Raw genomic sequence first — 20024 nt, 5'->3', positions numbered from 1 at the left:
GCCGTTTGGCCCCACCCGCATAGCGGGTGGTTTCTGATGCGGCGCGCTGCGCGCCCCGCACAGGCTAAAGCCCGTAATCAAAAAGAGCTGGCCGGGCAAAGCCCGACCAGCTCACACACTTTCCTTCAGCTTACGGTCCCGAGAGGCTATCCGAAGGCCCGCCCGCCGGGAGGGGTTTCTTCTGAGCGATCCCGCAGCGCGAAGCGCGAGGACCAGCGAAGAAGAAACCCCGCAGGCGGTCGGACCGGTGGGAAGGTTGACCTTTCGACCTACTCCTTCTCCACTGCGCGCATGATCGCCTTGTAGATCTCCATCAGCGGGATGATCAGGAAGGCAAGGCCCAGCGCGGCGATAACGCCCTTGAGCTCAAGCGTCACGGGGCCAAAGAACATCTCGGCAAGCGTCGGCTGCACGGTTACGATCACCGTCAGCACCAGCGCCAGCGCGGCAGAGGCCCACAGCCACTTGTTCTGCTTCTTCATGCTAAACAGCGACGCACGACGGCTGCGCATATTGAAGCAGTGGAAAATCTCGACCATGTTGAGCGTGATGAAGGCCATCATCACGCCTTCCTCGTCGGCATTGCCGGCGATCATATCGGCGATGTGGATGTAGCCCATGTCAAAGTACACGCCCACAAAGAAGCTCGCCAGCACCAGCACAGTGATGATCAAGCCCTGGACCACGCAGTCCAGGCCCATATTGCCGGCAAAGACACCATCCTTGGCGTTGCGCGGCTTGCGCTTCATGATGTCGCCCTCGGCATCCTCCATGCCCAGCGCGAGCGCGGGGAAGCAGTCGGTGACCAGGTTCACCCACAGCAGCTGCACCGGCTGGAAGATGGTGAAGCCGATGAGCGTGGCGATAAACACCGAGAACACCTCGGCAAGGTTAGCCGAAAGCAGGAACTGGATGACCTTACGGATGTTGTCGTAGATGCGGCGACCCTCTTCGCAGGCGCCGATGATGGTGGCGAAGTTGTCGTCGGCAAGCACCATGTCGGCGACGTTCTTGGTGACGTCGGTACCGGTGATGCCCATGCCAACGCCGATGTCGGCGCGCTTGATGGACGGGGCATCGTTGACGCCGTCGCCCGTCATGGCCACGATCTGGTCGCGCGACTTCCAGGCCTCGACGATGCGGGTCTTGTGCTCGGGCTGGACGCGAGCGTACACGCCGTAGTCCTCGATGTGCGCGTCGAGCTCCTCGTCGCTCATGCGATCGAGATCGGCACCGGTGATGGCATGGCTGCGATCGGTGACGATTCCCAGCTGCTTGGCAATGGCCACGGCGGTGTCGATATGGTCGCCCGTGATCATGACGGTGCGAATACCGGCATCATGGGCCTCGCGGATGGCGTCGGCGACCTCGGGGCGGACAGGGTCAATCATGCCGGACAGGCCGCAGAAGACCAGGTCGTGCTCGAGCGCAGCGGGGCTGCAGTCTGCCGGAACCTCGGTGTAGGTGCGGCTTGCCAGCGCCAGCACGCGCAGGGCCTCGTCGGCCATGGCCTTGTTGGCGGCCACGAGCTCGGCACGGCGCTCCTCAGTCAGGGGGACGACCCTATCGCCCTCGTAGATGTGGGTGCACAGGCCGATTACCACGTCGGGCGCGCCCTTGGTGTACTGCTCGTACTCGCCGTCCAGGGTCTCGACGACCACGGACATCATCTTGCGGCCCGAGTCGAACGGGGCCTCGCCCACGCGCGGGTGCTCGGCAGTCAGGCCAGTGAGACCAGCCTTGCCGGCATCGTTGACGAGCGCGCACTCAGTCGGCTCGCCCACGGCCTCGCCCAGCTCCTCGTCCCACTGGGCATCGGAGCACAGTGCCATACCGGCCAGGAACTTCTCCTTGGGCGCAGCGAGCTCGTGCTTGACGACGGTCATCTTGTTCTGGGTAAGGGTGCCGGTCTTGTCGGAGCAGATGGTCTGCGTGCAGCCAAGGGTCTCGACGGCAGAAAGCTTGCGGATGATCGCCTGGCGCTTGGCCATCTTGGTCACGCCGAGCGAAAGCACGATGGTCACGACGGCGACCAGGCCCTCGGGGATGGCGGCGACGGCAAGCGAGACGGCGACCATAAAGGTGTCGAGCAGGGCAGTCGGGTCGGTGAGGACGTTGCCCACGCCGTGACGGATGATGTCGACGCCAAAGATGACGACGCAGATGACGATAACCATAATGGTAAGGATGCGGCTGAGCTCGGCGAGCTTCACCTGCAGCGGCGTGAGCTCTTCCTTGGCCTCGGCCAGGGCGCCGGCAATCTTGCCCATCTCGGTGTTCATGCCGGTGCCGACCACGACGGCGCGACCACGGCCGTACACAACGGTGGAACCCATATAGCACATGTTCTTGCGGTCGCCGAGCGGCACGTCATCGGTGCCCGCGGCGAGCTCGATCACGTTGGTATGCTTCTCGACGGGCACGGACTCGCCGGTAAGGGCGGCCTCTTCGATCTTCATCGTGGCGCTCTCGAGGACGCGGCAGTCGGCCGGAACGGAGTCGCCCGCCTCGAGCATGATCACGTCACCGGGCACGAGCTCGGCGCTCGGCAGGTGCACGAGCTTGCCGTCGCGCAGTACCTTGGACTGCGCCGCGCTCATCTCCTGCAGGGCCTCGAGGGCTTCTTCGCTCTTGGCTTCCTGGACCACGCCCAGCACCGAGTTGACGATAACGACGAACATGATAATGACGACATCGGCAAAGTCGGGCTCGCCCTTGACCATGCCCGTGAGCGCACTGATGACGGCGGCAACGATCAACATGATGACCATGGGGTCGGCCATCTGCTCAAAGAAACGCTTCCACAGCGGCGTCTTCTCGGCTTCCTCGAGCTTGTTAGGGCCTGTCTTGGCGAGGCGCGACGACGCCTCGCCGGTGCTCAGGCCGAGGTTCTCATCGACACCTTGGTCGCTGAGCACCTCCGCCGCGGCGGACAGGTATTCCTTTTGCATATAGAGTCCCCTCCTGGGATTCGGGCCACTCAGCAGATTGATGCCCGATCATAATTCCCAGGAGAAGGGCAAGGGCTCATCAAGGCTGCCGTGCTGAGCGGCAGTTGATAGTGGGGCTATGGTACCCCAAAGCGACGCGTCTAGCCAAAACAATCCATTTGGAAATATGGTCCATTCGCAACGATGCAGACCGTATGATGCTCAACATTGATAAAACGTTTTTTCTTCGGTGCACCATCAAACTGAAATATCGCCCAGATAGCAGCGGTTAGAGCGGTTGGTAAAGTTTTTGCATATACCGTTTTTCCGCAAAAAATGAACTTCTAATTCGGCATACGGTCGATTTTTTGGGGTATTCGGTCGGCATTTCGTTATAATCATCTCAGTTTTATTTCTTATGGTTTATCTATCAGCGCAAGACGATGTCAGATGGAGGTCTGAATGTACAAGCGCACTAAGATTGTATGCACCATGGGTCCCGCCTGCGATAGCGACGAGACCATCCGCGAGATGATCAAGGCGGGCATGAACGTCGCCCGTTTTAACTTCTCGCACGGCTCCTACGACGAGCACCACGGTCGCATCGAGCGCGTCCGTCGTATTTCCAAGGAGCTCGGTATGCCCGTCGGCATCCTGCTCGACACCAAGGGCCCCGAGGTCCGCACCGGCCTTCTGGTCGATGGCAAGAAGGTTGCCGTCAAGACCGGCGACAAGATCGTCGTCACCGCTCAGCCCACGACCGAGGATTTCCACGGCACCGCTGAGCACATCTCCCTCGACTACCTGGCTCTGCCCTCCGAGGTCGAGAAGGGCTCCCTCATCCTGATCGATGACGGCCTGGTTGCCCTCGAGGTCGAGTCCGTCGACGGCCAGGACATGACCTGCGTCGTCAAGAACGACGGCCTGATCGGCGAGCGCAAGGGCGTCAACATGCCCAACGTCAACATCTCGCTGCCCGCTATCACCGAGCGCGATCGTCAGGACATCCTCTTTGGCCTGACCGAGAACATCGACTACATCGCCGCTTCCTTCATCCGTGACGGCGAGTCCGTCCGCGGCATCCGCGAGCTTTGCCGCGAGAACGGTGGCGAGCACGTGACGATCTTCCCGAAGATCGAGTGCGCCCTGGGCGTCGAGAACTTCGACGAGATCCTCGAGGCTTCCGACGGCATCATGGTTGCCCGTGGCGACCTGGGCATCGAGATCAAGCCCGAGCTCGTTCCCCACATCCAGAAGGAGATCATCGCCAAGTGCAACGCGGCTTACAAGCCCGTTATCACCGCTACGCAGATGCTCGACTCCATGCAGCAGAACCCGCGCCCGACGCGCGCCGAGGTTGCCGACGTTGCTAACGCCATCTACGACGGCACCGACGCCGTTATGCTCTCTGGCGAGTCCGCTGCCGGTAAGTACCCGGTCGAGGCCGTTAAGATGCAGGCCAGCATTGCTCTCGAGACCGAAAAGTACCTCCCGGCTCACGCTCCGCTCGAGGTTCCGGCCGATGCCCACGGCACCCGTGTTGTCAACAACGTTGTGGGTATGTCCGCTGTGAACATGGCTACCACCGTTGGCGCCAAGTGCATCACCGTGCCGACGACCACCGGCCGCACCGCTCGCCTGATCTCGCACTTCCGTCCCAACATGCCGATCTGCGCGTTCTCCCGCCACGAGTGGGCCGTCCAGCAGATGATCATGTACTGGGGCGTTATCCCGCACCAGGCCGAGATTACCCAGGGCACCGTCAACGGCACGATCGTCAAGGCGATCGAGACTGCTAAGGAGCTCGGCTACGTCGAGGCCGGAGACCTGACCGTCGCTACCGCCGGCGATCCCCGCATGAGCGTCCAGCTCGAGGACAAGGTCTCCTCGACCAACGTCGCTTACGTCGCTCAGGTGCGCTAAATCGTACTTGCAAGCAAATTTGCATTGCAAGGGGCCCGGAAGGCATTGCCTTCCGGGCCCCTTTTTTAAAACCTTCTCCATATGTCACTTCATCGATTTGCGTTCAGTCGCAAGCCTCTCCGATACCGAGCGCACCACCGAAGACGCCCTGCGAGGGGAGCCGTTGGTCAATTGGGGTGAACTGTTCACCGTCAAGCCGGCCGGCTAGCAGCTAGCGATCAGAGGGACTGCGGGAACGTCAGAAGCGGCAACGCGAGCCGCAAAGCCCGCTTCGGTCAGCTCGATGACCTCGGTAAACGTTGCGTCGAAGAATTCCTCGGTCAGCAGGCGGTATGGCGGATGGTCGGGCTCGCCGGGGTTTTCGCGCACGATCTCGTGCATAACGCCGATGGTCTTGAGCACATACTCTTTATGGATGGGATACTGCCCAAAACGCGTCGCAGCGGTATACAGGCGATCGGTCGCGCGCGGAATCGAAACGATGCCGAGCGTCTTGCCAAACCAGTCAAAGTCGCCTTGCTTTTTAATGCGGAATTCCTCGCACGGTTTGCCGCCGTGCGCCTCCAGGTACTGATTCACGCGCGTATTCCACACGGTATCGGCCACGAGGTGAGACCAAACGCCCAGCGTCAGATCGAGCAGCGACTGCGCCACGTCATCGGGCGCGAGCGAAAGCTCGCTAGCACCGGGACCGGCAACCGGCTCGGCATCCTTGTAGCGTTGGGGATAATGCACCCGATTGAGTCGCTCGCGCTCCTCGACAATCGAGGTCGCCGCGGCTGGCGCACCGGTGGGCGAACTTTTAAGCAACGGTGCCACATAGGTATCCCAGAACTCATGCTCACGAGGCTTAGGGATAGGCTCGGGCTTTGCAAAGTGCGTAATGCGGTACGGGATGGGATCGGCGATGCCAGGGACCATATAGCCCACGAAGATATCCGGAACCACGCAGCCAAACAAAAAGGCATTGCGGTCGCGCACGCTATTGGCAAGCGCTCCGGTGCGCTCCAGCAAACGCTCCGTCTGAGCGATATGAATGTTCCAGCTTGGCATAGCCACCCCCATAAAAAACCTGGATAACTATACCATCACGGCAAAGCCGCGCGGACGGCTACGCACGCTCTACGCAGCAACTAGTCCGTAGCACCGCTTTCGGTTCCATACGACGACGAAGACGCCTCGACCACATGGTGATATCGATCGATATAGATTGCACGGGCACCCAGGCGTCGCACCAAATCCTGGTGATGCGTGCTCATCAAGACCGTCTTACCCGCCGCGACATAAGCCAGCAAGAAATTGACCACGATGTCGCATGAATCCTCGTCGAGCCCATTGGTAGGCTCGTCGAGGACCAAGATATCCGGGTTCATCGACACCACCGCAGCCAGCGCAACACGCTTCTTTTGCCCACCCGAGAGCTGATAGGGAGAGGCGTCGGCAAGGTCGGCAACCTGGAACAGCCCCATGGCATCGCGGACGCGGCGCTCGAGCTCGCCCGTCGGCAGCCCCATCTGCGCGGGACCAAAAGCGACCTCCTCGCCCACCGTGGCGCAAAAGAGCTGCGCGTCGGCATTCTGGAACACAAAGCCAACGCGCTGATGAAAACGCTGAGCGGCCGCGGAATCCTTTAGAAACGCCGCATCAATCACATGCCCGTCAAACAGGTATTCCCCTGCGTCCGCAAGCTCAAGGCCGTTAATAAGGCGCATAATCGTCGTCTTACCGCAGCCGTTGGGACCGAGCAGGGCAACGAGTTCGCCACGATCGACCTGCAGCGACACGCCATCGACAACCGTATGCCCCGCATAGGAAAACACCACGTCGCGAAACTCGATGAGCGGCGTGGTCTCGGCGCCAGCAGCACCGCTCGCGCCCATCGCGCCATTTGTATCGTTTGCCAAAACGTCGCCCTTCCCTAGTTGCATCCCCAGCCGGAACCAGCAGTGCCTACAGCACGGCGCACAACACTGCCAGCAGCGCCACGCCGGCCGCATAGACCGCATCGCGCCAGCCAAACCCGGCGCGTGCGGGAGCCGGATACACACCGGCAAAGCCGCGGCACAGCATGGCCTCGTCCATCGCGCGGCTGCATTCCATCGCCTTGATAAAGGTCATGCCCATGATACCCGCGATCGAATCGGTACGCGAAAATCCCTCAGGCGCACGGCCAACGCTGCGCAGCATGACCGATTCGCACAGATCGTGCGCCGTGCGACCCAGCACCTCGATGTGCTTGAGCGCCATATCAAACGTAAAGATAACTTCGTCGGGCAGGTGCAGCATTTTGAGCGCCGCCGACATGCGGCTCCAGGTAAGGGTCCACGAAACACCCAGCACCAGCGACACATTAATGAAGGTCTTGAGCGCAATCTTGAGCATGGCGCCCGCAGCAGAAGCGTCCAGCAGCAAGGCGGGCAGTACCAGAACCACCGCGAGCCCTGCAGCGCCAAGCGCCGGCACAAAGGTTGCCCGCAGCCCGCGTACGGGGCGCACGGCAACGAGCACCAGCGCGATAGCCGCCATCAACATGAGGTACAGAGGGCTCTGCGTCAGACACACGCACAGGACGCAAACGAACATCCCCACCAGGCGCATCGGAGCCGAAACGCAAGAAAGGGCGCGGTCGACCATCGACCCGCCCTCGTGCGCGCCTCCACCCAGGCGAACCCGCTCAAGCAGGCTCGCCAGGTGCAGGACATTCTTTTGCATCACACGATGCCGAGCCCCCGCGGGCTCGTAACGCTGCGCGTCCGCAAGCCAGCTAGGCAGCTCGACCGTCGCCATGAGCCCCGCTTTCCTTAACTGTCAGCGAGATCAGACGGAATGCGATGGTGAGCACCGCCACACCAATCACGCCCGAAAGAATATACATCGCGGCCTGGCCGGCAAAGCCAAGACCCTGCTCCTCGGAATAGGCCTGCAGATAATCGCCCGTGGGCAGAGCGTCGGCAAAGGTCGGAGTGTCGAGGCCGGCCGAAGCCTGCAGGCTATCGTCGCCGGCTTCCTGGACGGCAACCGCAGCGCCCTCGGCATCCCACTCACCCCAGGCGTCACCCGTGGCCAGCAGGCCCAGCGGCGTGGCTACGACAAGCATGGCAACCAGGATGAGCGTGGGGACCAGCGAGGTCTTCTTGGCAGCAGCGCCCTCGGCGGCAAGCTGACCATCGGCGGCCTCGGGGCCGACGATAATGCTCGGCGCCGTCTTCTTAATGAAACCGTAGATGGCGGCCGTCGCCACGCCCTCGACCACACCGGCAACCAGCATATGCGGGACCAACATGGCCGGAATAGCCACGGACAGCGGGAAGGGGCAGTACAGCGGGGCGCCCGAAGCGTTGGTGAAGAGCATCGGCTGAATACCGAACTCGATTGCCGCGCACAGGGCCGCCAGGCACAGGCCAACCCAGCCGCTTACGATGGCCGAAACCGAGGTGCCCCAGCTTTTGTCGTGCAAACGGCTGTTGAGCGCACGGAACACGATAGCAGCGGCAAACGGCAGCACAAAGGCCATGTTAAAGCAGTTGGCTCCAAAGGACAGGATGCCGCCGTCGCCAAACAGCAGCGCCTGCAGCGCCAGCGCAACCGAAACCGCAATGGCAGCAGCCTCGGGGCCCAGCAGCAGCGCGATGAGCGCGCCACCAACGGCGTGACCAGTGGTACCGCCGGGCAGCGGCACGTTGAACATCATGAGCAAGAAGGAGAATGCGGCGCAGATGCCCAGGAACGCCATATGCTCGCGATCGAGCGTGGCGCGCACCTTTTTGATGCAGTGAACCCATACGGGCACCATCGCCACCGCCATGACGGCATCGGTCTGCGGGGACAGGTAGTTGTCTGGAATGTGCATATACGCCTCCCGGTTATCGGCGCACGAAATTGCAACGTCGCCTAAATCACCTTGTCAGTATTACGTAATGTCAGATTCGTAACACGCCGCGGGCTATCATAGCAAAACGGCGCGCTGCCGACAAAGCAGCACGCCGTTATGTAATGCGCGTGTCATATATGCAGGCTCAGCAGCGCCTTATACCGAGCATAGCGGTCACGTAGGACTCGCCAGCAGCCACCGCTGACCTATACCCCAGCGCAAGACCTAGCCGCGGACCTCGCCGTTTACGCCCTTGCACACCTTGGTGACGATCTTCTGGTGCGCCTTCTCGACCTCTTCGCTGGTGAGCGTGTGGTCATCGGAGCGATACGTAAGCGCAAAGGCCATGGACTTCTTGCCCGCTCCGATGCGGATGGGATCGCGGTAGACGTCGAACAGGCGCACGCCCTCGAGCAGCTTGCCGCCAGCGCTGGTAATGCGGCGCTCAAGATCCTCGCAGGTCACGGAGTTATCGACCACGATAGCCAGGTCGTGCTCAACAGCCGGATACTGCGAGAACTCGCGGTAGTTCTCCTGGTTGCGGGCGCCCTTGATCAGTTTGTCCAGGTCGAGCTCAAAGGCAACGACGACCTCGTCGATGCCCATGGCTTCGCGCGCCTCGGGGTGAATCTCGCCGACCCAGCCCAGCACGGTGCCGCCGGACAGAACCTCGGCCGCACGACCCGGCTGCAGGAAGGCATAGCCCTCGCCCTCGACGGGACGGAAGCGAACCTTCTCGATGCGCAGCTGGGCAAGCAGCTCCTCGACAATGCCCTTGCCAAAGAAGAAGCGCAGCTTGCGGTACTTCATGTTCCAAGACCGCTCACTCCACTGGCCCGAGAGCACGCCCGCCACGGACTTGGTCTCCTTGGGCAGGCTGGCGTTCTCGCGGCCGTGGAACAGGCTGCCGACCTCGTACAGGTGCACGTTGGGCGTGCCATGGGCCTCGTTGTAGGCCACGGACTGCAGCAGGCCCGGCAGCAGCGAGCGGCGCATCTCGGTCTGCTCGGCCACCAGCGGGTTCATGAGCACCACGGGGCAGCCGCGGCCCTCGGTGGACATGCCAATCTTCTCCAAGTCGCCCGGAGCGGCAAAGCCAAAGGTCGTGGTCTCGTTGAGGCCGCAGGCGCGCAGGATCTCGCCGACCTTGCGGGTGAGCTTCTGCTCGCGGGTCAAGCCGCCGATGTGGTTCTTGGCAGCTGGGATGGTCGCCGTCACACGGCCCATGCCCCACAGGCGCAGGACCTCCTCGATCAGGTCAATCTCGCGCGGCAGGTCGGGGCGGAAGCTCGGCGGAGTGACCATAAAGTCCTCGCCGTCGCGCTCGACGGTGCAGCCCAGGCGGGTGAGCGAGCGCTCGATAAAGTCGGGCTCGATGTCGGCGCCGCAGATGGCGTGCACGCGGGCCAAGCGTAGCTTGATGCTATCGATGGTCTTAGGCGCGGGGAACACATCAACGTAGCCGGGAGCGACCTCGCCGCCGGCGATCTCCTCGATCAGCGCGCAGGTAACGTTGGCGACATCCACGCAACCGGTCTCATCGACCTGACGCTCAAAGCGAATGGAGGCATCGGAGATCAGCGACAGGTCGCGGCTGGTGTGCGAGGTGCGACCGGCGTTGAAGCAGGCGCTCTCGACCATCACGTCGACGGTGTCGTCCTCGATCTCGGAATCCATGCCGCCCATAACGCCGGCCAGCGCCACGGGACGCTCGCCGTCGGTGATGAGGCCCATGTCGGCGTCGAGCGTGCGCTCCTCGCCGTCGAGGGTCGTAAACTTCTCGTCCTGTTGGGCGGCGCGAACCACCACGCGACGATGGCCATCGCGCTCGGCAAAGGTGTCCAGGTCAAAGGCGTGCAGCGGCTGACCGGTGAGCATCATCACATAGTTGGTGATGTCGACGATGTTGTTGTGCGGGCGCACGCCCAGGGCGTTGAGGCGCTTGACCATCCAGTCGGGCGAGGGGCCGACCTTCACGTTGCGCACGATGCGGGCGACATAGCGGTCGCACAGGCCCTCGTCGGCAATCTCGACCGAAAGCTCGTCGTCGGTCGCGCGGCCAGTCTCGGCCTTGATGGCGGGCAGCTCAACGTGGAAATCGCGGTCGAAAATGGCGCCGGTCTCGCGGGCCATGCCGATCATGGACAGGCAGTCGGGGCGGTTGGGCGTGATCTCGCAGTCAAGCACGGTGTCGCTCGAGCCCACGTACTCGGCAAACGGCATGCCGCAGGGCGTATCCTCGGGCAGGATCATGATGCCGGAGTGGTCGCCGCCCAGGCCGAGCTCGCGCGCAGAGCAGTTCATGCCCATGGACACGACGCCGCGAAGCTTGCTCTTCTTGATCTTGACGTCGCCGGGAAGCACAGCGCCGATCATTGCCGTGACGATGTGGTCGCCAGCCTCGAAGTTCTGCGCGCCGCAGACGATCTGCAGCGGGGCGGGGTTGCCGTCGGCGTCGAGATTCTTGTCGCCCACGTCGACCGAGCACACATACATATGGTCGCTATCGGGGTGCGGGGTCTTGGTAAGCACCTTGGCAGTCACCACGTGGTCGAAGGACTCGCCCACGGTGTCGATCGCCTCGACCTCGGTGCCGGTACGGATATATTCGTCCGAAAGGGTCTTGGGATCCTCCGGAATATCGATCATGGTCTTGAGCCAGTCGTAAGAAACACGCATCTAGCTCTCCTTTCGTACTGAAAGCCTGCGAAGAGATGCAGGTGGAAACTTCAACTTTGTGAACATTCCTTACAAAGCGAGGGTTGTCCAAGTGCGGCAGATCGGCCCGAAAGAGGAGCGCCACGTACTTTGGTACGCAAGCGACGAATGAGCGCCGAGGTGCCGTGCTTGGGCAAGCCGCAGCCTAGAACTGATTCAGGAAACGCATATCGCCTGTCATGAGAGTACGCAGGTCCGGCAGGTCGTAGCGCAGGGCCGCGACGCGCTCGGCGCCAATACCGAAGGCGAAGCCGGTGTACTTCTCGGGGTCAATGCCGCAGTTGATCAGGACGTTGGGGTCGACCATGCCGCAGCCCAAGATCTCGATCCAGCCGCTGTGCTTGCAGAAGTTGCAGCCCTTGCCGCCGCAGACGTGGCAGCTCACGTCCACCTCGCAGGAAGGCTCGGTGAAGGGGAAGAAATGCGGGCGGTAGCGCGTCTTGCGGTCCTCGCCAAACATGCACTTAACAAAGTAGTCGAGCGTGCCCTTGAGGTCGCCAAAGGTGATGCCCTCGTCGACGACCAGGCCCTCGATCTGGTTGAACTGCGGCAGGTGGCAGGCATCGGCCGTGTCGGGACGGTAGACGGTGCCCGGGCAGATCATGTAGATGGGCGGCTTCTGCGACTCCATGGTGTGGATCTGCACGCCCGAGGTCTGGGTGCGCAGCAGCACGTCGGACTCGCCGTGGGCGTGAGCCTCGGGGTGCGCGACGCTGCCGGGGTTGTTGTCGACCACGTAGAAGGTATCGCGGGCCGAGCGGCTCGGGTGATCCATGGGGGCGTTGAGCGCGGTGAAGTTGTAGTAGGAGGTGTCGACCATGGGGCCAGACTCGACGGTGTAGCCGATGCCGCAGAAGATGTCCTCGGCCTCCTCGATGATCTGCTTGATCAGGTGCTGGTGACCGATCTGCGGACGGATGCCCGGCAGCGTGATGTCGACGGCCTCGTGCTCGAGTGCGTGCTTGAGGGCGGTGGCCTTCATCTCGGTGGTGCGCTCGTCGAGCATGCCCTCGATCAGCTGGCGCATCTCGTTGGCGCGCTTGCCCATCATGGGACGATCCTCGGGGGCGAGCTTGCCCATCATGCGCATCAGGCCGGTGATGCGGCCCTTGCGGCCGAGCAGCTCAACGCGCGCGGCCTCGAGCTTTGCGGCGTCGTCGGCGCCTGCGACGAGCTCCTTGGCCTCTTCCTCGAGTTTGACCAGATCATCAATCAGACTCATGTCTTCCCTTTCGTCTCTCGCGCTCCCCGCTTGCCGAGGCGGCTGCCGCCGTCTGACATTGCGAAAACGCGGCCCGGTTCGGTAACAAAAAAAACCGTCCTCGGGCATGTGCATTGCCCAAGGACGGTTGAATTCCGCGGTACCACCTTGTTTGACCCGACGGATGTCTGGCCCGCCGCGCCCACTCTTTGCCCCTTGTCGCGAGGCTCACGGCTTCCCTACTGGGAACATCGCCGCCGCTGGCCGCGCGCCCGTTGAGGTCGCTGCTCGGGAGTGAACGCTTGGCCCTTGTCACCGCAGGAAGGCTTGCAGCCCATGACCTTCCCTCTCTTGCCGGCGACGCGGCGGGCAAAACCCTCTCCGTCAACGCATTGGGCTATAGGATAGCACATTCTGCGTGTGCATCGCCGCGTTCCGTTTTGTTCGTGCTGGGTACAAGGCAGGTAGCTGTGCAAACTGGCCGCGCCGCCGCGTGCGACGGGCGACCTGCGAGATCAAGGATATGGTATGGGAAAGAAGCACGATAAGAAGGCCGAGCCCGCAGCGGGCAAGACGCCCAAAGGCATGAAGGTCGATAAGGCCGTCAAAAAATTCCGCAAGCTCGAGGGCAAGCTGTGGACCCGCGAGTACCTGCTCAAGATTGCCGAGTTTGACGGCGCGACCATTGCCCCCGCCAACGGCGCCGCAGCGCGCGCCGACGCCATGGGCACCCTTGCCGGCGAGCATCATAAGCTCCTGACCAGCGAAAAGTCTGTCGAACTTGTGCGCTCGCTGGCACGCGAAACCGTCGCCGGCGGCAAGATCGACGACCCGCAGCTGCTCGACGAGATCCGTGTGCTCGGTCGCGACCAGCGCGAGGCAAGCGTCATCCCCACCGAGGAGGCCGAGGCCTGGACCAGGCTCACCTGCGAGGCCGATGCCGTATGGCACAAGGCCAAGACGGCCAATGACTGGGCGAGCTTTGAGCCCTATGTGGATAGGATCGTCGCCCAACTTAAGCATCAGGCCGAGCTCATGGACCCCAAGCGCGACCCATACGATGTTTGGCTCGACCAGTACGAGCGCGGCCTTTCCGCCAAGAGCTTCGATGCGTTTTGCGATGAGGTCAAGGCGACGGTCGTGCCGCTCGTGCACGCCATCGGCGAGCGCAGCCAGCAGCCCGATGCCGACTTTTTGCACGCCCGCGTGCCCGAGGCCGCCCAGCGCGCCATGAGCTTCGACCTTATGAAGCTTGTCGGCCTGAACCTGGACGACACCACGCTTGCCTTTACCGAGCACCCGTTTAGCGAGGGCTTTGCCGTGGGTGACGCGCGCATCGCGACACACATCTACGAGGACGATTGCATCTCCAACGTCTACAGCATCATCCACGAGGCGGGACACGCCATGTACGAGCTGGGCGTCAATCCTGCCTATGCGCGCACCTGTCTTGAGGGTGGCACCTCCATGGGCATCCACGAGAGCCAGAGCCGCTTCTTCGAGAACACCGTGGGTCGCAGCCGCGCCTTTATGGGACCGCTGCTCGAGGTGCTGCGCCGCCACGCACCCGAGGTCTACGGCAACGTAGACGAGGACACGCTCTACCGCGCCGTGAACATCGCGCAGCCGTCGCTGATCCGCACCGAGGCCGACGAGCTCACCTATCCGCTGCACGTTATGGTGCGCTACGAGATCGAGCGCATGCTGTTTGCCGGCGAGGCCACAGCCAAGGACATCCCCGCGCTTTGGAACCGCTTCATGGATGAGTACCTGGGCATTCCCGTTCCCGACGACACGCACGGCTGCCTACAGGATACGCACTGGAGCGGCGGCTCGTTTGGCTACTTCCCCACGTATGCGCTGGGCAGTGCCTACGATGCCATGTTTGTGCCGGCCATGTGCAGCGACGGTGTCGACCTCAACGGCGCCTGTGCGAGCGGCGACCTGACACCCGTCCGCGCCTGGCTGGGCGAGCACATTTGGCAGTGGGGCCGCGCCAAGGACGCGCCGGAGCTCATCAAGGGCGCCTGCGGCATGGCGTTCGATGCCCGCTACTACTGCAGCTACCTGCAGGACAAGTTCACCACGCTCTACGAGCTGTAAGGCATAACCGACACGCCAACGCAAAGGGGGCGCCGCGGAACCAATCCGCAGCGCCCCCCCTTTCACCTAGTCGTTTAAGAACGTCCCCAATGACTACCTTACAGAGCTTCCAGCGCGGCGGCGATGCGCTTCATGGCAGCATCGGCGGATGCTTGGTCGGGCGCCTCGGCCAGCACGCGGATAACCGACTCGGTTCCGCTCTTGCGTACGAGCACGCGGCCCTCGCCTGCCAGCGCAGCCTCGGCCTCGGCGATGGCGTTCTGCACGCCCATGTTCTCGAGCGCGGCGTCCTTGTCCGCCACGCGCACGGCCACCTGCGCCTGCGGCAGCAGCTTGCACGGAGCCGTGAGCTGTGAGAGTGTCTCGCGCTCGGCACGAATCACTTCCATCACGCGCAGCGAGGTCATAATGCCGTCGCCCGTGCGCTCGATATCGCCAAAGATCGTATGGCCCGTCTGCTCGCCGCCCAGGCTGTAGCCGCCCTCGCGCATCTTGGCATACACGTGACGGTCGCCCACGCCGCTGGTCACGACGCTCAGACCGGCAAGCTCCAGCGACTTGACCAAGCCAAAGTTGCTGGCAATCGTCGGCACCACGGTACCGCCCGAGAGTCGCCCGTGCTTGTTCAGATACACGCCGCACACGTACAGGATCTGGTCGCCGTCTACCACGCGACCGCGCTCGTCCACGGCCAAGCAGCGATCGGCATCGCCGTCATAGGCAAAGCCCACGTCCAGGCCTTGCTCCACCACATGGCGCTGCAGGCGCTCCATATGCGTGGAGCCGCAGTCGACGTTGATGTTAAAGCCATCGGGCGCGGCATTGATCACGCGCACGTCGGCACCGAGCGCGTCAAACACCGGCTTGGCCACCGAGGAAGCCGAGCCGTTGGCGCAGTCGATACCGATCTTGACGCCCTGCAGCGAAAAGTTCGCACTTGCAATGAGCGAAGCAATGTAGCGGTTGCGGCCCTGCATGTAGTCCACCGTGGCACCGATGTGGTTGCCCATGGCCAGCGGAACTTCGCTCTTGCCATCGATGTAGTCCTCGATGAGCTCCAGTACGTCCTCGTCCATCTTAAAACCGTCGCTATTGACGAGCTTAATGCCGTTATCGCAAAACGGGTTGTGGCTCGCACTGATCATGATGCCGCAATCGAAGCAGCCCTCCACGGTCTGATGCGCCACGCCCGGCGTCGGGATCACGTGCAGTATATAGGCGTCCGCACCGCTCGCGACCAGGCCGCTCACCAGCGCCGCCTCGAACATATAGCTCGAGCGACGTGTGTCCTTGCCCACGATGACGCGCGCCTTAGCACTGCGGTTGGCGCCGTAATACCAGCCCACAAAACGGCCAATCTTATAAGCGTGCTCTACCGTCAGCCCAACGTTGGCCTCACCGCGAAAGCCGTCGGTGCCAAAGTACTTCATGCGCTCTCCTTACAAAATAGGGGCGGACAGATTGCCTGTCCGCCCCAAAATGGTACTCGATTATCTGCGCTACCAGAAAAACCCTACGCCGACGCGCTGTCGCGAGCCGCCTGGCATGTAGGAGTCTGACGCAGCGTAAGCGGCTTGTCCCCCGCCTCGGCCGACGTGGTCAGCGTATACGTGATCGTCGTCGTCTCGCCAGCATGCAGGTCAACGGTTCCTGAATAGCAGGGAACTCCGTGCCAAGTGGCAGCGAACAGTCCAAACTGAGTCCCCTCGACGTTTAGATCGGTAATGCTGCCGCCTGTCGGCGCAAACAGTGATACATACAAGCGCTCATCGTCACGCGAGGTCCCAGGCGCACTGGCCGCTACGTAGTCGGGCAGCTTACCTGCCTCCTCCTGCGTCATGATGTTCGTCAGGGTAACGGTGATGCGATACGAGCAAGCGCCGTCGCCGTTCTTCACGCCCTGACCAATCTGCGTATCGGCGTTCAGATACCAGTCGAGCTTGGAGAAGCTTAGGTTGTTAAAGTAGACACCAGCAACGGGATCTTCACTCGGGTCATCCGGATCGGGCAGTGAGGCGTCGATGTTCATCTCCTTGATAGCGTTCTGCTCGTCATCGTTTTTCATCCACGCGATCAGGCGGCCCTCTTCGGCACCGCGCTCAACGGCGCTGACAAGGTTCGCAACATCGACGTCGCCGATACCGCCAAGGATCTTGTCGAAGGCAGCGCTGGCGACGGATGCAAAGATGCCGTCCGACTCCTCGACCGGATAGTTCCAGTACACATCATGCATAAGCACCTTCGCCGCGTTAGTGCCGTCAACGACTGTACCGTCGGGCAGTGAAACATTACCCACGAGGCCCAACAGATACTGCAGGAATACCGGATCGATACCAATGACGCCATCGACGTCCTGACCATATTCAGACTTCCACAGCGCGGCGACACGCTGCGAATTACGGGGCCAGTCGGGCGAATAGGTATTGCCCGAGATGTATAGGTTGCTGTGGTCACCAAACAGCGTCTCATCTTCTTCGTCGACGCTCTCAACCGCCTCGTCTTTGCTGCGCGCAATGCAGGGAACAAACTCGCCAATCGACATCTGGCCGTCGGTGACCGAAATCAGGCCCTGCGAACCGCCAAAGCCGCCGCAGGCACGAATCTCGACGTTGTTCATGGCGTACACAAGGTAGTTGCGCGTCTGGCCGTTGGCGCCGAGCATCTGGGGAAGGACGGGGGCGACCTTCTCCGCCGCGTCGACCGCACCGTTGAGGGTGGCAAAGCCGTCCTTGGCCTTATCGACCAGCTCGGTCACCTGGGAAATATGAGTATCGCCAATGCCCTGGACCTTCTCGTTGGCGCTCTTGAACACCTTCGAGCTGCTGGAAAGCGAATCGGCGACCGCCTGCAGCGCGGACACGTTAATCATGCCGTCCTGGAACAGCTTGCCGGGCGTGGCCTGCGAGAGGTTATCGGCCATGGGAACCAGCGCGTTGCTCGAGACATCGGACAGGGCATCAATCATGGTGCGGGCTGCGTTGATGTCGCTGCCATACACCGGGATAAACGAAGCCGCCGTCCACAGCGGGCTCGAGGTCTCCGCCTTCATGCTGTTGCAGAGCTCATCGATCTTCTTCGCGTCGTCAGGCAGCGTCGAAAAATCGCCCGACGTGACCTTGTCCTTAAGGCCACCGACGATCTCGACAGCCTCCTTCGCTTCGCTCTTTACGGTCTTTGCCGAGTTAAGCAGCATAAAGCCGCTTGCGCCAAGCGCAACGAGAAGCACCGCGACTACAGCGGCAATAATGGCGCCGGTGTGACGCTTTTTGCGCTCGCCCTTGCGATGACGATGACGGACCAGACCGTCAGAGGTCGAACTCGACGAAGCGTCGCTACCGTAGTTCAAGCCAAAATCGTAATAATCTTCCTTGGAACCCGAGCCCGCAAACTCGGCACCGCTATCATCCAGGCGGGCGAACGTGCCAGTCTCGGAGGCGCCGGTGTAAATCGTGCCAAGGTTACCCGTAAGCCCCGCGCCACCGGCAGAGGGAGTATTGTTGGCGGCCTTGTCGGCATTAACGTTGCCGGCGGCATTCGCGGCGTTGGCAGCACCCGCGTTGTTCGCGGGTACCGAAGGAGCCCCGATCGGCTGCGACGCGGAGGTTGCACCGCCCGCAAAGACATTCCCTCTTGCACGGCCGGTCTTTTTTGCCTTTTGAGACTGCTCGTACAGAGCGGTAAACATCGCCGTCTCGCCCGGGGACACGCGCTTACCGGAACCGCCCTGTCCAGCGCCGCCCGGCGTGCCGGCCTTACCAGCCCCGTTCGGACGCGGCGGAACTGCAGGACGGCCGCTATCGCTGCCCTTAAAGTGATTACCAGCCATAAAGAAATCCTCGCAATTGAGTCGCAATGAAAAAGTCCATAACGTTACTAGTTTATGGCATTTTGGGCATCGACAGCTAAACTCCAGACACGGACGTCAATTGGCGAAAATGCGGCACAACACCTTTTCTGTCTTGGCGGCGGCGCCAGCTACACCGTGAGGAACATCATCACGATGATCATGGCAAAGCCGATAAGGTCGGTCGGCAAAAACACCGTGCCCAGCATAACGGCGCTGGTGATAGTCGCCGAAACCGGCTCCACAGTTCCGATGAGGCTCGCGCGCACCGAGCCGATGTCCTTAACGCCCTGCATATAAAGCATGTAAGCAAAAAACGAGCCGATAACCACGAACACCGCGAGCGCCTCGATGCCGGCAGCGTCGAGCGCCGGCATATGCGCCCAGGGCTGCACGAAGACGCACGAGACCACGCCCGCCGTGAGCATTGCCGAGCCCGTGACGATGGGGCTGCCGTATTCGGGCAGGATCTTGGCGGGAATCACCGCCATACACGCGGCGCTGACCGCACACATAAGACCTGCTGCCAGGCCAAGCGGCGAGATATTCAGGCTGGTGGGGTCGCCGCCGGTGGCGATTAAAAAGGTTCCACCCAGAGCCAGGCCAATGCCGATGACTTCGCGAGTACGCGGCATGCGGCGATCGGTCACGCAGGCGTAGCCCATGATGATAACGAGCTGCAGGCACTGGAGCACCGTCGCGGTTCCGGCGTTCGTCAGGCGCACGGCCGAAAGATAGCAAAACTGGTTGAACAGCAGGCCAAAGGCGGTAAAGAGCAGCAGCTGCTTGCGATCGGCGGGTGTGGTCCAGAGCTTAATCAGGCGCTCGCGGTCGCGCGTGACAACCACGGCCATAAAGAGTAGACCGGCGAGAATCTGACGCACGCTCATAAGCCACAAGGTGTCGACGTGGTAGGTATCGAACAGAAAGCTCGCGCTGGTGCCCGAGAAGCCCCAAAACGAACCGCCCACCAGCGTAGCCAAGACGCCCGTGATCATCTTGCGCGACGACGCATCGTTAAGGCGCTCGCGCCAGGCGCGGCGGGTGCTACGGCTGAGCTCGTCGGTGCCCTCGGGCACATCAATGTTCGATATATCGGTCATCGGCACCGAAGCCCCTGCGCCTTCGACCTGCTCGACACACTCTTTGCTCATTCCACTCCCCCGAAACAGCCTGGAAACAATTCGGCTTACCTTACCACGGCGAAGTCACCAGCTGGAGGCTTGTCCGCTTGTCGGTAGGACAATTCCGCAGGCGTCTTTCCATAGCTCGATACCGCAATGGCCTTGCATTATGCGACAGCCAAATCGTGGCAGCAGGCTCTTTTGAGATGGATATGACAAAGCCCCCGAATTCCACAAGGTTGATTTTCAATCTCAACGCAACAGCCTGAACGGACCCCGCGTTTCCGCAGCTAGCGCAACGCGGAAATAG

General features: G+C 62.0%; 12 protein-coding genes. 2 read left to right on the top strand and 10 right to left on the bottom strand.

The annotated features are described in order from the left end of the window. Nucleotides 1–269: 269 nt before the first annotated feature. Nucleotides 270–2951, bottom strand: coding sequence for a cation-translocating P-type ATPase (locus ACESUZ_RS09330; protein WP_373199755.1), 2682 nt, complete (start codon nucleotides 2949–2951; stop codon nucleotides 270–272). 441 nt (nucleotides 2952–3392) lie between these two features. Between ACESUZ_RS09330 and pyk the strand changes: the two genes are divergently transcribed. Next, nucleotides 3393–4853: a pyruvate kinase gene (gene pyk, locus ACESUZ_RS09325; protein WP_349089162.1), complete on the top strand. Its 1461-nt coding sequence runs from the start codon at nucleotides 3393–3395 to the stop codon at nucleotides 4851–4853. A gap of 204 nt (nucleotides 4854–5057) precedes the next feature. Here the strand turns inward: pyk and ACESUZ_RS09320 are convergent, their stop codons facing one another. From ACESUZ_RS09320 to pheS, 6 genes are all read right to left on the bottom strand, one after another. Then, nucleotides 5058–5906: a hypothetical protein gene (locus ACESUZ_RS09320; protein WP_252204859.1), complete on the bottom strand. Its 849-nt coding sequence runs from the start codon at nucleotides 5904–5906 to the stop codon at nucleotides 5058–5060. Nucleotides 5907–5986: 80 nt separating this feature from the next. Then, nucleotides 5987–6757 carry an energy-coupling factor ABC transporter ATP-binding protein gene (locus ACESUZ_RS09315; protein ID WP_373199753.1) on the bottom strand — a complete coding sequence of 257 codons (771 nt, stop codon included), beginning with the start codon at nucleotides 6755–6757 and terminating at the stop codon, nucleotides 5987–5989. A 46-nt stretch (nucleotides 6758–6803) separates the two neighbouring features. After that, the gene (locus ACESUZ_RS09310) at nucleotides 6804–7640 is read right to left on the bottom strand and encodes an energy-coupling factor transporter transmembrane component T family protein (RefSeq protein WP_373199751.1); all 837 of its coding nucleotides are present in this window, start codon (nucleotides 7638–7640) and stop codon (nucleotides 6804–6806) included. Further along, the gene (gene cbiM / locus ACESUZ_RS09305) at nucleotides 7618–8703 is read right to left on the bottom strand and encodes a cobalt transporter CbiM (RefSeq protein ID WP_373199749.1); all 1086 of its coding nucleotides are present in this window, start codon (nucleotides 8701–8703) and stop codon (nucleotides 7618–7620) included. The genes ACESUZ_RS09310 and cbiM overlap by 23 nt, the downstream gene beginning before the upstream one ends. Before the next feature lie 246 nt (nucleotides 8704–8949). Continuing rightward, complete coding sequence (gene pheT, locus ACESUZ_RS09300) at nucleotides 8950–11403, bottom strand: phenylalanine--tRNA ligase subunit beta (protein WP_373199747.1); 2454 nt, start codon at nucleotides 11401–11403, stop codon at nucleotides 8950–8952. 184 nt (nucleotides 11404–11587) lie between these two features. Further along, on the bottom strand, nucleotides 11588–12664 hold the full coding sequence (pheS, locus tag ACESUZ_RS09295; RefSeq protein WP_373199745.1) for a phenylalanine--tRNA ligase subunit alpha: 1077 nt from the start codon (nucleotides 12662–12664) through the stop codon (nucleotides 11588–11590). 507 nt (nucleotides 12665–13171) lie between these two features. Between pheS and ACESUZ_RS09290 the strand changes: the two genes are divergently transcribed. After that, nucleotides 13172–14746 carry a carboxypeptidase M32 gene (locus ACESUZ_RS09290; RefSeq protein ID WP_373199743.1) on the top strand — a complete coding sequence of 525 codons (1575 nt, stop codon included), beginning with the start codon at nucleotides 13172–13174 and terminating at the stop codon, nucleotides 14744–14746. 98 nt (nucleotides 14747–14844) lie between these two features. Here ACESUZ_RS09290 and glmM read toward each other — a convergent pair whose 3' ends face one another. From glmM to ACESUZ_RS09275, 3 genes are all read right to left on the bottom strand, one after another. Next, the gene (gene glmM, locus ACESUZ_RS09285; RefSeq protein ID WP_373199742.1) at nucleotides 14845–16176 is read right to left on the bottom strand and encodes a phosphoglucosamine mutase; all 1332 of its coding nucleotides are present in this window, start codon (nucleotides 16174–16176) and stop codon (nucleotides 14845–14847) included. 83 nt (nucleotides 16177–16259) lie between these two features. Then, the gene (locus ACESUZ_RS09280; protein ID WP_373199741.1) at nucleotides 16260–18572 is read right to left on the bottom strand and encodes a DUF4012 domain-containing protein; all 2313 of its coding nucleotides are present in this window, start codon (nucleotides 18570–18572) and stop codon (nucleotides 16260–16262) included. 149 nt (nucleotides 18573–18721) lie between these two features. Continuing rightward, nucleotides 18722–19744, bottom strand: a complete 1023-nt coding sequence (locus ACESUZ_RS09275; RefSeq protein ID WP_196031665.1) for a DMT family transporter — start codon at nucleotides 19742–19744, stop codon at nucleotides 18722–18724. Nucleotides 19745–20024: the final 280 nt, after the last annotated feature.

Source organism: Collinsella aerofaciens ATCC 25986 (assembly GCF_964239575.1).
In the GTDB taxonomy this organism is placed as follows: Bacteria; Actinomycetota; Coriobacteriia; order Coriobacteriales; family Coriobacteriaceae; genus Collinsella; species Collinsella aerofaciens_BQ.
Note: the sequence above shows the minus strand (reverse complement) of the source record. Positions and strands in the feature narration are given on the sequence as shown.

Coding starts and splice junctions, on each gene's coding strand:
- ACESUZ_RS09290 (WP_373199743.1), top strand. CDS start 13,172: ATGGGAAAGAAGCACGATAAGAAGGCCGAGCCCGCAGCGGGCAAGACG.
- cbiM (WP_373199749.1), bottom strand. CDS start 8,703: ATGCACATTCCAGACAACTACCTGTCCCCGCAGACCGATGCCGTCATG.
- pheT (WP_373199747.1), bottom strand. CDS start 11,403: ATGCGTGTTTCTTACGACTGGCTCAAGACCATGATCGATATTCCGGAG.
- pyk (WP_349089162.1), top strand. CDS start 3,393: ATGTACAAGCGCACTAAGATTGTATGCACCATGGGTCCCGCCTGCGAT.
- glmM (WP_373199742.1), bottom strand. CDS start 16,176: ATGAAGTACTTTGGCACCGACGGCTTTCGCGGTGAGGCCAACGTTGGG.
- ACESUZ_RS09320 (WP_252204859.1), bottom strand. CDS start 5,906: ATGCCAAGCTGGAACATTCATATCGCTCAGACGGAGCGTTTGCTGGAG.
- ACESUZ_RS09330 (WP_373199755.1), bottom strand. CDS start 2,951: ATGCAAAAGGAATACCTGTCCGCCGCGGCGGAGGTGCTCAGCGACCAA.
- ACESUZ_RS09310 (WP_373199751.1), bottom strand. CDS start 7,640: ATGGCGACGGTCGAGCTGCCTAGCTGGCTTGCGGACGCGCAGCGTTAC.
- pheS (WP_373199745.1), bottom strand. CDS start 12,664: ATGAGTCTGATTGATGATCTGGTCAAACTCGAGGAAGAGGCCAAGGAG.
- ACESUZ_RS09280 (WP_373199741.1), bottom strand. CDS start 18,572: ATGGCTGGTAATCACTTTAAGGGCAGCGATAGCGGCCGTCCTGCAGTT.
- ACESUZ_RS09275 (WP_196031665.1), bottom strand. CDS start 19,744: ATGAGCAAAGAGTGTGTCGAGCAGGTCGAAGGCGCAGGGGCTTCGGTG.